This is a genomic window from Candidatus Cloacimonadota bacterium, from assembly GCA_021734245.1.
GTDB lineage: Bacteria > Cloacimonadota > Cloacimonadia > Cloacimonadales > TCS61 > B137-G9.
The window spans coordinates 1-13,686 of record JAIPJH010000088.1; the positions used below are offsets into that span (position 1 = coordinate 1).

General features: G+C 37.8%; 13 protein-coding genes. 8 read left to right on the forward strand and 5 right to left on the reverse strand.

What is annotated here, in order from left to right; all coding sequences use genetic code 11:
• Positions 1 to 134: 134 nt before the first annotated feature.
• Positions 135 to 320 carry a hypothetical protein gene (locus tag K9N40_11230; GenBank protein MCF7815037.1) on the forward strand — a complete coding sequence of 62 codons (186 nt, stop codon included), beginning with the start codon at positions 135 to 137 and terminating at the stop codon, positions 318 to 320.
• A gap of 16 nt (positions 321 to 336) precedes the next feature.
• On the opposite strand, the gene K9N40_11235 is transcribed toward K9N40_11230, so the two are convergent.
• The 5 genes from K9N40_11235 to K9N40_11255 all read right to left on the reverse strand — a co-directional run bounded on the left by K9N40_11235 (position 337) and on the right by K9N40_11255 (position 6,925).
• On the reverse strand, positions 337 to 2,421 hold the full coding sequence (locus K9N40_11235; protein ID MCF7815038.1) for a J domain-containing protein: 2,085 nt from the start codon (positions 2,419 to 2,421) through the stop codon (positions 337 to 339).
• A gap of 294 nt (positions 2,422 to 2,715) precedes the next feature.
• A complete protein-coding gene (locus K9N40_11240) occupies positions 2,716 to 3,639 on the reverse strand; it encodes a DUF4340 domain-containing protein (GenBank protein MCF7815039.1) in 924 nt (307 codons plus the stop codon).
• Positions 3,632 to 5,212, reverse strand: a complete 1,581-nt coding sequence (locus K9N40_11245) for a Gldg family protein (GenBank protein MCF7815040.1) — start codon at positions 5,210 to 5,212, stop codon at positions 3,632 to 3,634. The genes K9N40_11240 and K9N40_11245 overlap by 8 nt, the downstream gene beginning before the upstream one ends.
• A gap of 10 nt (positions 5,213 to 5,222) precedes the next feature.
• Positions 5,223 to 5,936 carry an ABC transporter permease subunit gene (locus K9N40_11250; protein ID MCF7815041.1) on the reverse strand — a complete coding sequence of 238 codons (714 nt, stop codon included), beginning with the start codon at positions 5,934 to 5,936 and terminating at the stop codon, positions 5,223 to 5,225.
• A complete protein-coding gene (locus K9N40_11255) occupies positions 5,933 to 6,925 on the reverse strand; it encodes an ATP-binding cassette domain-containing protein (GenBank protein MCF7815042.1) in 993 nt (330 codons plus the stop codon). Before K9N40_11255 ends, K9N40_11250 begins: the two co-directional genes overlap by 4 nt.
• A gap of 244 nt (positions 6,926 to 7,169) precedes the next feature.
• On the opposite strand from K9N40_11255, the gene K9N40_11260 reads away from it, so the two are divergent.
• The 7 genes from K9N40_11260 to K9N40_11290 all read left to right on the forward strand — a co-directional run.
• Positions 7,170 to 9,323 carry a fibronectin type III domain-containing protein gene (locus K9N40_11260; protein ID MCF7815043.1) on the forward strand — a complete coding sequence of 718 codons (2,154 nt, stop codon included), beginning with the start codon at positions 7,170 to 7,172 and terminating at the stop codon, positions 9,321 to 9,323.
• The gene (locus tag K9N40_11265; GenBank protein MCF7815044.1) at positions 9,257 to 9,595 is read left to right on the forward strand and encodes a 4Fe-4S binding protein; all 339 of its coding nucleotides are present in this window, start codon (positions 9,257 to 9,259) and stop codon (positions 9,593 to 9,595) included. The genes K9N40_11260 and K9N40_11265 overlap by 67 nt, the downstream gene beginning before the upstream one ends.
• A 154-nt stretch (positions 9,596 to 9,749) precedes the next feature.
• A complete protein-coding gene (locus tag K9N40_11270) occupies positions 9,750 to 9,899 on the forward strand; it encodes a hypothetical protein (GenBank protein MCF7815045.1) in 150 nt (49 codons plus the stop codon).
• 169 nt (positions 9,900 to 10,068) lie between these two features.
• Positions 10,069 to 10,320: a 4Fe-4S binding protein gene (locus tag K9N40_11275; protein ID MCF7815046.1), complete on the forward strand. Its 252-nt coding sequence runs from the start codon at positions 10,069 to 10,071 to the stop codon at positions 10,318 to 10,320.
• Between the two features lie 8 nt (positions 10,321 to 10,328).
• Complete coding sequence (locus K9N40_11280) at positions 10,329 to 11,591, forward strand: hypothetical protein (protein ID MCF7815047.1); 1,263 nt, start codon at positions 10,329 to 10,331, stop codon at positions 11,589 to 11,591.
• 9 nt (positions 11,592 to 11,600) lie between these two features.
• A complete protein-coding gene (locus K9N40_11285; protein ID MCF7815048.1) occupies positions 11,601 to 12,587 on the forward strand; it encodes a sulfite exporter TauE/SafE family protein in 987 nt (328 codons plus the stop codon).
• A 548-nt stretch (positions 12,588 to 13,135) separates the two neighbouring features.
• Positions 13,136 to 13,686, forward strand: a 551-nt coding sequence (locus K9N40_11290; protein ID MCF7815049.1) for a fibrobacter succinogenes major paralogous domain-containing protein, incomplete at its 3' end; no start/stop codon positions are given.

The following is a 13,686-nucleotide window of genomic DNA, read 5'->3' on the forward strand; positions in this document are numbered from 1 at the left end:
TTTATGGTGTTTTAGGCTATACCAATTTATAAAAGGAGCATTTTTGTTCAATCAATTTTTTACACTTTTTTGTCTCTAATCTTTTGTGTTTCAATATGATAGTTTAGCACTTTAAAAAATTTTTCGGGGGATGAGTGGAAAAGTTAACACGCATCCCCCGAAAAATATTCCTTTTCAATAATCAACAAAGAGAAGCTATAATTTCATCTATTACAATAAATCAGGTTTACATCTTCCAAATTTTTTGGGAGATGTGTGGAAAAGTCGATGGCAGAAACAAAAACAGGCTGCCGGATTTCAGCAGCCTGAAAAAATTATAAGTATGTAATAATTGAATTACACTAAAGTTATCTTCACGAACAGATCACCCCTTTCTCTGGAATTCAATTTTGGCAAACCTCTTCCAGTAACTCGCAGCATTTTACCTGTTTTTACACCTGCTGGTATTTTCATTTTAATCTTACCATTCAAGATGGGCACAGTAACGTCTGCACCTTTTTCTGCTTCGCTTTCGGAAAGTTTCAGATCGTAGAAAAGATTTTCGCCCTCACGTATAAAATGCTGATGTTTGATCTCTTCAACTTCGCAAAGCAGATCGCCTGCATCTTTTCCACGTCTTCCGGCATTTCCACTGCCAGCTACTTTAAGCATTTGTCCATCACTTACTCCGGATGGAAAATTAACTGAAGCGATAGATTCTTTTTCCATTCTTCCTTCACCTCGGCAGGGGGAACATTTTTCTACGTTTTCAAAGCCAAAACCAGCACAATTTTCACATTCAACTTCTGTCTTTATGTCACCAAATAAAGAATTTGTTTTTTTTGTTGTTTTTCCTGTTCCATTACACTCTGAACAGGTTTTTGATTTTTCAAAATTCTTAGTTCCCTTTCCATCACAAACAGAACATTTTTCCAATTTTTTGTATTGGATTTTTTTTGTTACTCCTGTGGCAATTTCTTCGAGAGTAAGAGGAACTTTGATTTGAAGATCAGTTCCTTTTTCTGATTGTGTATCTTTTGCTCCGAAAATTCCACCGAAACCATTTTTCAGAAGTTCTTCGAAATTTTCATTTGTTTCTGTAGAAGATTTTACTTTTTCTTTGGCATTTTCATTTGTTTCTATTTTATCTTTGTTCGTGGATTTTTCTTTCAATTTCTTTTTAGGAGATTCTTTTTTATGCCCGAATTTACTTAAAAGGTAGTAAATATCACCTTCAAAATTCAAGCTTTCTGCCATATCAATAACGATATTTTCCGGTGTTCCTTTTTTAATCATCTCGATCAGAATCTTTTCATTCTGAGAAACAGATTTCGAATCATTTTCTTCATTGCTGACAGATTGCAGAGTTTTATAAAGGGTCAGTTCATTATCGATCACGCGGATGACTTCCTGTTCTATGCGATAAGCCGTTTTGGAATTGATGTTTAATGATTTGGCAGAAGATTTAAGTTCGATGCGCTCTGTATCGTCGATTTCATTATTATGAAGATATTTATTCTTAACTGTTACAGCGTATTTTAAATAATTCTTATATTTTGGATTGGTAAGTTCTTCCACTAAAATATCCAGAAGTTTTGTGTAGGGTTTCACTCCTCTTCGATCATATTTTTCTTTGTTTATATTCAAATACTTTTGAATTACGAGATCAACTTTTTCTTTAGTTTCAAAGAGATTACCAAATTCGATTTCAGCAAATATTTTTTCGTAGGCGTAGCTTTGATTTTCATCCTTGTTTTTGGACCATAACTCTTCCTCAGAAAAAATCTTGTCCTTATCTTCAACAGGAATTTCATAATACCTGGAATAAAACAAATATTCCAATAATTGCGGGATGATCTTCCTGGCGTCTGAAATGATCTTTTTCCAATCTTCTTCTTTTTTAGCCACATGATCGAAATTGTGAATGATCGAAGAATGAATAAGATAAGATGACAAAGGAATTCCCAGTGAATCAGGTGTTTCATTCTGCAGTTCAAGTTCTTCGATTATGATCTCGAATACATCCAGAAGATCGGATGCATTATCGTCATCTGGTTTATCATATCCTGGTCGAGAATGAGCGAAATCATTTCTGATTCTATTGGCAGTATCCAAAGCAGATTTGATATTGGCTTTGAGCCAAATATGTTTTTCCTCGGAGAAATATTTGCATAACTGAATGTAATATCCGATTGAAACACCTGTGGTTGGTCTGGCTATAAAATCTAAAAAGCGATTTCCCTTTTCTGTTTGGAATTTCTTTTCAAATGCCAGGAAAAGCTGCTTCTGTTTTAAGGATGTAAGAGTGGAAGGAAATTTCCTGAAAATATGGGCAACTAAACTCTCGATGATTTTTCCACCTTCCCTTACAACACCATCATAATCCTTCTTATCGTATTTCTTTTCCAGATCACTATATTTTTCTTCAAAAGTTTCAAACATAATATTTTCTCCGCTCAAATCTATTCATAAATTGAAATTTTACTTCAGTAGAATGTTGTCAAACAATTTGAAAAATTCTTGTATCATCCAAAAAATAATCATTTCAGTAATCAACAAAGGAAAACTGTATTTTTTTTTCAAACCCATGCATTTTAACCCGTGAAATCAATTTAATTTCACTGGGTTATTCGTGGAAAAAACGTGCAAAGGGAATAGTCGATTTTTTAAAAAATTTTTCTTTTTTTTCAGAAAAAAAAGAACACCGGCCCGAAAAAATCGAGCCGGTAAAGAAATTTATTTTTCCTCAAAATCCTGGAATGTTTTCATAAACCGTTTTGCCCAGCCTTCGTGTTGAATGAACAGGGTTTCGGTGTCATTATTCAGCTGCATCACATATTTGGATTCATCATCTTTTGCCAGGCGCAGATAAACAGAATTACCATCCAGCTGCACAACACCTATTTCCAGATCCGGTTTGGCAAGAGCAGCTTCATACTTTTCAAATTCATTGTCTTTGAACTGAGTAGAAGTAACTCTTTTCAGAGCTGTAACAATCGATCTGACAGTGGAATTATCTTCTTTCAAGGTCGCCGTGTTATCGCCATCGGCATAGAACCAGGCTGTATCTTGTTTGGAAAGTTCATAACCAGAATCATCATACAAAACAGAGATCTTTTCGATAGATTCTTCTTCGATGGTGGTCACGGTTTTTTCTCGCCAGTTTTGTGTATCAGCTTTCAGAAGATAATGAACCGATTGATCCAGCAGGAAAACTTCGTTGCTGTTCTCTTTTCTGGCAGGAGTTTTAGATTGCCCTTTCATTTTACCAAAATATGTTGCATCAAGCACTTTGTCGTTTACATCAAAAAAAGTTAGAAAAACCGCAACAGAATCCTGTAACTCGTAATTTGGAAGTGACTGCTGCGAATCGGATAGCGGCAGGCTGGAAGTTTTAGCATTCAATACTTTATCGAAGACATTTTCTACTTTTGCTTGATCTGCTTTATATTGGATCGGATCAGTGATTTCCCAACTTCCGTTTACGTTTTGTAAAGTAATTGTACCGTTGGCATCGGTAACGGAAAACTTGGCAATTTTCACAGAGTCCACATCAAAGAAATCGATAATTTTTTCTGTCTTGTTATTCATTTTGGTTATCAGGAAAAGAACAACCAAAACAGCTAAAATTATCAGGTATATTTTATTGTTCTTATTCATAAAGCTCTCCTAAATATTTTCTTCTTTGCAGTTCTTTTTGATAACGCAGAATTCCAACTAAAATGAGTAGAATTGACGGAAGTAGAATATTGATCCAGCGAATGAATTTCTTTGCACCACTGCTGATCTCTTTGAGAGGTTTGTATTCCACTTCTCTGCTTCGGATTTCTATCAGAGTACTTTCTGAAGCCAGATAATCAACCGCATTTAGTGCAAATTCAGAATTTCCTTTCATGCCGGCGCCGCCGCTGTCTTTGATGAATTCTGAATCGGGAATTACGATTATTTCCGCATCAGTTGTTGCAGGAATTGCATCTGGATAATCTTCGCTACCGGCAAAATAGCTTATGAAGTTTCCTGTAAAGATTCCACCAATATTGAATGGACCTTCATTGTACATTCCTGTGATGTCTTTATTCATGAACTTCTGCACACCAATATCGAGCTGTGGGAAACTTACAAGACCGCTTTTTGCTGATGAATAAAGAAGAGGTTCATAATTGAGAGTGCTAACTGTGTCGATCTCAGATACAAAAACCATCTGCATCTGTTCCACATTCTTCACCATCATGTTTTCTTTGTTCACGTTATTCACAAGCGGCAGGAAGGGATAACTTACCGGAGTATTCATGCGGAAAAAGCCACGCTGCTGCTGAATATTGATCTGACCGCATTCAGTGTCTGCCACCAGGTTCGTTTTGATCTTGATGCCATAATGTTCCAGAAGGTTGAACAGGTTAGATCGAAGAGGTTCTGCAGTCTGAGTTTGCAGATCGGCAGTAATTCTATCCTGGAACATCACGATCTTTCCACCGTTCATAATGTATTGATCCAGGTTGTAAAGCTGCTCATTGGCAAGTGAATCTTCCACACCTGTAAAAATCAGTGCTTCCACATCCAGAAGTGGTTCATCCAGATCGGTCTGACTCAATTCGTAATTATCGGAAATCATTTGTCTTATCGAAGTGTAATCACCCTGCATTTGTTGTTGCTGTTGCTGCGGATAGCCCTGCATTTGCTGAGGTTGCTCGGGTTGAACCGGAAAGAGTGCGATTTTCTTCAAGCCGGCAGAAGTGATCTTCTTGATAGTTTTAGTAATATCATATTCCAATCCGCGCGTATCCTGGATAAGTGGAATAGATTCTTTCTTGCCCTGATGATGGAAAACAAGTCCCATATAAACTTCGCGTACTTCAAATTTATCGTTTTCGATAACTCGCATGGAAGCAGGGAAAATTCCATTTTGCTGCGCTTCCTGCTTTAGTTCATCTTCACTGGCAGGATCGATGAATTCATAGCGAAGCTTTCCTTTGGAATAAGCCTGATAGTCTGCCAGTTTATCTTGCACAAGTCTGCGGGTATCGGCATATTCACCGGGAAGGTTTTGGGAAAAATAGGCTTTTACAACCAGGCGGTCTTCCAGGTTTCTTACAGATTCCTTACTGGATTTTGCCAGAGCGTAGATCTTGCCTTTGGTAAAATCGATGCGAGTGAACATGGAAATGGAAACCAGGTTCAAAAAGATGATGATCGCTACAAAAATTATTGTGTTTGTCCAAATATTCTTTTTCATGATCTTCCTCCTAATTCCACTTTTTGCTTTCCAGAATTGAGATCGATAACTTCAGGAACAAGGCAGTTCCACTGAGGAAATAGATCAGGTTTCGTGTATCAATTACGCCACGGGAAATATTGTCGAAATGATATCCAATACTTAAATATTGGAAGAATTCAGTCAGGAATGGTGGAATAAAGAACAGTGAGAATTGAATGATGAACAAGAAGAATGCGATGAAGAAACTAATGATGAAAGCTACGATCTGATTGCTGGTAATCGTGGAAGAGAAAATGCCGATAGCACTGTAAAATCCGCCCATCAGGATTAAACCGATATAACCGCAGAAAATGGGACCGTAATCTATATTTGATCCCAGGATCATGATCGTGATAAGATGAATCAGCGTGAAAGCCAATCCAACTCCTATCAGTCCCATCGAAGCCCAGAATTTTCCCATGATGATCTGTGATTCTTTGATGGGGAAGGTGGAAAGAATTTCCAATGTTCCCGAACTTGATTCTTTGGATATCAAACTCATCGTGATAGCCGGAACGAAGAAAAGGTAAACGATCGGAATAATTCCGAATAAACTTCTCAGTTCGGCTGTGTTGTTTATAAATAATGGACTGGCAAAAAACCAACCACCCAGAAGTAGAAAGATCACCAGAACGATGTAAGCTGCCGGTGAATTGAAATATCCTTTCAGTTCTTTATTGGCTAAGATTGCTGTATAGTTCATTCTGTTCCTCCTTCTTCAGTTTTTGTTTCAGTCTCGGGTTTGTTATGCATCAGGTTTCTGGGAGCTGCATTGTCGATTGTCAGGTTGCGGAATACATCTTCCAGGCTCACGTTGATGCGGTGCATTTCCAGAAGTGTCCATTTTTTCTTCTTCACATAATTGAAAATATCGGCACGTCTGTCGATTGTGGCATCAAATTCCAGCACAGCTTCCACAAAATCGCCTTTTTCTTTTACCGTTTCTACTTTCATGTTTGTCAGGTCGTCTGCCATTTTCTGGATTTCATCCCTGCTGGCAGTAAGTTCCAGAATGATTCTGGTGCGATTTTCAAAGCTGGCTTGCAGAGCTTCGGCAGAGCCGTCGGCAACTACTTTCCCCTTATTCAGGATAATGATCCGATCACAAACAGCCTGAACTTCCTGCAAAATATGGCTACATAAAATCAGAGTTTTTTCCTTTCCCAATTCTTTGATCAATTCCCGAATTTCCATGATCTGATTTGGATCGAGACCAGATGTCGGTTCATCCAGAATCAGGATTTCAGGATCGTGCAAAATTGCCTGAGCCAATCCGACCCGTTGCTTATAACCTTTGGAAAGTGTGCTGATCGGCTTGGCTACGATGCCATGTAATCCGCATTTTTCGATTACTTCTTTTAATCTCTGTTTAAAGTTTTGCAATCCGCGAATATCGGCTACAAATTTCAGGTAATCATAAACCGTCATTTCGGTGTAGAGCGGATTGTGTTCGGGCAGATAACCAATCATTTTTTTGATTTCAATGGGATTGTCCAAAACGTTCAGGTCACCAACTTCAATGTTGCCTTTGGTTGGACTCAAAAAACCTGTGATCATTTTGATTGTTGTGGTTTTTCCAGCACCGTTCGGTCCTAGAAAACCCAGAATTTCACCTTCATTGATCTCAAAATTGATATGATCGACTGCGCGCAGAGTTCCATAATCTTTTACAAGATTCTTTAGCTGAATCATACAATTTCTCCTTTTTTAATAATTTATTTTTTTCACGCAGGTTTTTTTCTCGGAATTAAGGTCTATTTGTCAAGGATTTTTCAGCACTCATTGATTTGAATTGCTAAACTGTGTAGAATGTTATAAACAGATAAATTGGAAAGAAAATACAGAAAACAGTACATATAAGTTGATAGTGTGAAATTTCTGATTGACGAAAAACCACTTTCATCGTTTGTTGTCAGCAAATATTAGGAGATTGTTGATGAAAATTGTTGGGAAATTGATTCCTTTTGCATTAATAATTTTGTTGTTTATAGTAATTAGCTGTACAGACAGCCTGGATAAAACTACATCTTTGGATGACGTTGTGCGCGTAGAATATTCCGATTGTACAGCCTGTTATGAATGTATAGATCTTTTCGATTGTCCGGAAGGAGCAATCAAGATAGATTCCACTCATTTTACGCAAAGAGTTTATATTGATACTGATTTGTGTGTGCAATGTATGGAATGTACAAATATTTTCCAATGCCCGGAAAACGCTTTTAATTATCAGCCCGATCTTGTTCCACCGGCTGCAGTGCAGGAATTGCAAGGTTATTCCACTCAGCAGAGAAATCTTAATATTCAATTTATTGCTACTGGAGATGATGGTGAAGAAGGCGATACTTATGCTTACGATTTTTACCTTACCGCTTCTAACGGAGACAAAATCTCGATCAATTTTGATATTCCCAATCCATTCATTTCCGGTTATTGGGAATATTGGGATCCAATCGACAGCCTTCCTGCCGGAGAAAATATAACTGTTCACATTACAGCAATTGATGAAGCTGGAAATCGTTCTCCAGAAGCTACAACAGAAGTGGAAATAATGGAAACCATTTCTCCAGCTCCGATTTCCGATCTGACGATAAATGATGTAACATTCAATGAAATGACTTTGAGTTGGACAGCAGTTGGTGACGATGGTATGGAAGGAGTTGCCGGATCTTACATTGTAAAAGTTTCTACAGAACAAATTTCAAACAGCAATTGGGATGATATTGCTGAATATCCCAACCAGATTCAACCGGCAAATCCGGGAGAAACAGAAACATTTGTGATTTCGGGTTTGATAGATAATATGAATTATTTTACTGCGGTAAAAGCAGTTGATGATTTTCAGAATAGTTCTCCACTTTCCAATGTAGCAGAAGCTACAACTTTGCAGTTTCCCGATCTGGAACCGCCAGCCGCAGTCGATGATCTGGAAGTAGAGAATGGTTCCATAAATATGAATTCGTTTTTACTGCAATGGACGGCTGTAGGTGATGATGGAACTGACGGAACAGCAGAATCTTATATTGTGAAAATCTATACTGAAATAATTGATGAAAATAATTGGGATAATCTGCCGGAATATCCACAAAACATAACTCCGTCTGCAGCTGGAACTACAGAAAGTTTGACGATTGAAGGTTTAGATCCGCTCACAGAATATTTTGCAGCAGTAAAAGCAGTTGATGATGCACAAAATATTGCAGATTTATCTAATGTGGTGAATGCAACTACTACAGAACTTCCTGATACTGAACCACCAGATACGATCACAGACCTTGATTCTGAAGGAACCGAAACAACAATTGAACTTACATGGACAGCTCCCGGTGATGATGGAATGATTGGAACGGCACATCATTATGAAATCAGAATGCACGATACGGAAATCGACGAATCAAACTGGGAAGATGCGGAAATTCTGCCTGGACCTCCCTGGCCGTTAACTGCAGGTTCTTTGCAGGATTATACCGTTTCCGGTCTGGAATACAATCAAACGTACTTCTTTGCTGTGAAAGCATTTGATGATAACCAGAATGTTTCTGAAGTTTCAAATTCACCCTCGGCAACGATGGTGAACGACACAACTCCTCCTGCTGATATTACAGATTTAACGATTTACGAAGGTTATGCTTCCAACTTGAGCACGATTCGAATTCAGTGGACAGCACCCGGAGATGACGGAGATCAGGGAACCTGCGATCATTATGAAATTCGATATGCAACAATTCCGATCGATGAGGGAACCTGGGATTTTGCTACAGTTTTCAACGATCCACCAGATCCGCAGTCTGCCGGCACAAATCAGTTCTGCAACGTTTCAGGATTATTACCAGCAACAATATATTATTTTGCTATTAAAGCCTATGATGAAATGGGAAATGAAAACAGCGTTTCCAATTCACCAGCTGCTAAACTGGTTTATCAGATAAACACAAACGCCTGTCACAATTGTGCTCAATGCATCGGAGATTGTTCATCCAATGCAATTCATCAGGGGGCGGGATACAAATATATTAACCCCGATGAATGCACAGCCTGTGGAGATTGCAGCTGTCCCTGGAATTTGATCTTTCCAGCCGTCGTTGCCTATTAAGTGTTTTCCTAAAAAAAGGATATAAAATGAAAAAGAAACTATTTATTTTGCTGATAAGCATCATCATTTTATCAGCTTTGTTTGCCATTGCCAAAAGTGAGATATTTGTGGAAACAAATGCCTGTGTAGGTTGTGGAGATTGTGTGGATGTATGTCCGGTAGATGCAGTGCAGATAATCGATGGCAAAGCTGTGATCGATGCTGAAAAATGTATCTTGTGTGAAATCTGCGTTCAATCCTGTACCTATAATGCGATCAGGAAAAATAAATGAAAAAAGATTGAAAACCCCTCTGTCCAGACAAGCTGGATATCTCCCCTTAACAAGGGAGAAGGACGGAATTGAAAGCAATTATCTTCCGATTTCGCTCCCTCTAAAGGGAGCTGGCTTCAAATTTTATTTGGAGTCTGAGGGTTAGGAAAAATAAATGAAAAAAAGATTGAAAACCCCTCTGTCCAGACAAGCTGGACATCTCCCCTTAACAAGGGAGAAGGACGGAATTGAAAGCAATTATCTTCCATTTTCGCTTCCTGTAAAGAGAACTGGCTTCAAATTTTATTTGGAGTCTGAGGGTTAGGAAAAAATAAATGAAAAAAAGATTGAAAACCCCTCTGTCCAGACAAACTGGACATCTCCCCTTAACAAGGGAGAAGGACGGAATTGAAAGCAATTATCTTCCAATTTCGCATCCTGTAAAGAGAACTGGCTTCAAATTTTATTTGGAGTCTGAGGGTTAGGAATAATTAATGAAAAAACTAAAAAAGCTAATTCCCTGGCTGCTGCTTTTTGGCATCCTGATCTATGTGGGTTGCGATAAAGTAAGCAATCCTCAATATAATGTTGATGACACTTCCTGCAACGAATGCGGCAGATGTGTTCAGGTCTGCCCGGTAGATGCAATTGAGTTTGGACCGAACGGGAAAGCGATTATCGATCAAACCAAATGTAATCAATGCGGCAAATGCATCACGATCTGCCCCAAAGATGCGATCTATTAGGAGGAAGAATGAAAAGAATAACCACATTGTTCCTCATATTAGTTTTTGGGATCAGTCAGATTCCAGCTCTCACAAACTGGTCGCAGCTTTCTTTCAATTATTTCACGACCGATGCAAAAAACAGCATCGATATTGTTACTGGAGCTTCAGCTGATGCAGATCACATCAATACAAAAGGAAAATTTGGTGGAACGCTGCGTTATGAAGTTTCAGGAAATATCAATACAAACCTTTATTACGACGTTTCCGGAAATTCCTTTTTCTCTGAAAAAAGTCATGAACAGAGAAATTCTTTTTTATATAATGAGATCAAATCTAAATTGATCTATCAAAAGAATGATACATATATAAAATTTCAACTGAATAATCGTTATTATGAACCAAACGAGACTAATTTTTTAAATCTTCCCGGCGTGGAATATGATACACAGCAGCAGATGGTGAATACTGCAATAATCCATTTTAAACAGGATTTAGGAAGATTTAACCTTAATATTTATAACAGCTTTCGAGATCTGGAATATAAATATGCTGTTCCCGAAGAAGATGATGATGACGATAAATCTCGCGATGATGATGAAGATGAAGTAGAAAGTAAATCTGCCAGCGATTTTGACCTCTACAGTTTAGGCAAGATCAGCTATAAAATTACAGATGAATTAAATATTTTTACTCGTGCATATCTTAAAAATGATTTCAATGATAATGATGAATTGAATCAAACCGATATCGGTGGTGGTTTGGAGTATGAAAATCGTCTTGATTTTTCAAATTCCATGTTTTTTCGATTTACATACTACAATCTAAATTCAAAAGCTATCAATGATATATTTACACATAATTTAGTTACGGAATATCGCTATACAAAACGTTTTATAATTCCTCTTGTAGGTTTTCTGTCCTACAAGAATCGATCTGTATATGATGAAGATCATTCCAAACTGCTGCGTGTATCAAATTTGGTTCGGTTTCATCTGAAGCATAGCTACCTAACAACAAAAATGAAAGATTCTTATGTATTAGCTGGTTTGCGTTACAATCCAGAAAATGATGGAACCATGTTTTTGGGTGAATTCAATCAATATTTAGCAGAAGGATTATATATAACGGCAGGCGGCAAGATATCTCCTGAACTTTTCAGCAAATATACTGGTAAACTGGAATATTTTTTCTCACCTCTAAAATCAATCTGGTTGAAAACTGATTATACTGATTTTGAAGCAAGATTCGGTCAGAATATTATTTCATTTGGCACAACCCTTATCTTTTAAGGAACTAAAATGTTCCAGATTTTAGCAAAGGGATTTACGCTCGGACTCACGCTTGGTACGACCTGTCTGGCTACCTGCACACCAATTTATCTGCCCTATCTCATTTCAGAAGATCGCAAAATGGGGAAGAGCATTATCACCGTGCTGGAAATCTCGGCCGGACGCTTTTTCTCTTATCTGGCTTTTGGTGCCATCGCCGGTTTCACCGGCTCACAGATCAGTGCTATAGATCGTGAACTTTTTACTGCGATTGCTTATATATTACTTTCCTTTTATCTGATTTTGTCAGCAGTTCGCACGCATCAAAAAACCAGACATTGTAACATTCCCAAAATGACGCAACTCACCAAAAGCGCTTTTATATTGGGAATTCTTACAGGAATCAATTTCTGTCCTTCTTTCCTTATCGCACTTTCCAATGCTATCGATCTGGGTGGTGCGATAGACGGTATGCTACTGTTCTTCGGCTTTTTCGTAGGAACTTCACTTTATCTTTTTCCGCTGGCTTTCATCGGGCAGCTTTCCAAAGTAGAAATTATGAAACTGATCGCTCAAATTGCTTCAATTCTGGTGGCGATCTATTTTATCTACGACGGCGCAACTAAACTGAATCATTATTTTGAACACAAAAAAATGGAAGATGTTCCAAGTAGAATTGTAGAAGCTTTTCATCCAAAAATTCCGATCATAGTGTTTTCCAACGAAGAAAATTTTGACTATTTCTCTACGGTTCGGGATTCTGCTGATTCTCGACACCCGCTTGATGTGCAGGCTTATGTTTACCAGGAAAGTATTATCGATACTCTAACTTCAGAGAATCATGTGCTGCTGATCGACAGCGAACTTCTGAAAGATAAACAGAAAGAAAAAGAATTGGATGGATTTGATTATTTTTATATAGAACCAAATTATCCTATCGATAAATTGATGCATTTCCTAAAATATTATTCCTTCAAAACCAGCAAGAATGTGCATTTCGAGTTTAAGGAAAAGTAGAACGATCAGCTTGATCGTTTAAGCATTTCAGCCTTTCCGAAAGCTTCTCTCGATAAATCTTAAATTTGCTTTCGGAAAGTTAGTTTATTCAGCTACTTCAGAGTTGTAATTTGCAAAAAAAATTATAAAGTACTTAGCACCAGCGGTGCGCAATATTTACAGCCCTGTGCGTTAGCGCTGGGTGAATGATCTTGTCACATGCTGTAAGGTCATGTGATAAGCTGAAAGTTTACTATTCCCAACTCGTTTTTCATTCACAAGTTAAGTCTGGCATCTTTTTTCATCCTGAAGTCCAGCCTGCTTAAGAACTCCAGTCTGGAATTAATTTTTTATTTTGACAAATTTGTTCAAAATCACAGATTCGGAATCGGTTTTAGAATTGAAGAAAAATAAGTTCATTTAATTTTCATTAAGAGCTTTTTAACAATTTACTTTGATTTTTAAAATTAAATATATTATTTATTTATGTGTTAGTATAATAGACTTTATCAGGATTCTGATTGGATTAAAGTTTATTGTTTTTAAAAAGATAATATGGGGGGAGAAACATGAGTAGAAAATCATCTTTTTTATATTCCATTATTTTTATTCTATTTTCACTAAATTTTGGATGTAAAGAAACTATAAGTCTAGATAGTGGAAATGCTACAGTAACAGATATCGATGGCAATGTTTATCAAACATTAGTTCTTGGCGATCAAGAATGGATGGCTGAAAACCTGAAAGTAACTCATTATCGAAATGGAGATCCAATTCCTAATGTTACAACTAATAGTACTTGGGCTGGGCTTTCAACCAATGCTTATTGCTATTATGATAACGACCCAGCTAATGGTGATACTTACGGCGCTTTATACAACTGGTATGCCGTGGATGATGCAAGAGGTTTAGCACCGGAAGGCTGGCATGTGCCCACAGATGCAGAAATTATGGAGTTGGAAATGTATCTCGGAATGAGCCAACAGCAGGCAAACAGCACAGGCTATCGAGGCACTAACGAAGGCAGCAAGCTTGCCGGCGGTTACGATCTATGGCAAAATGGAGCGTTGAGAAATGACCCCGAATTCGGCAGCAGCGGCTTCAGCTTCCTTCCTGGCGG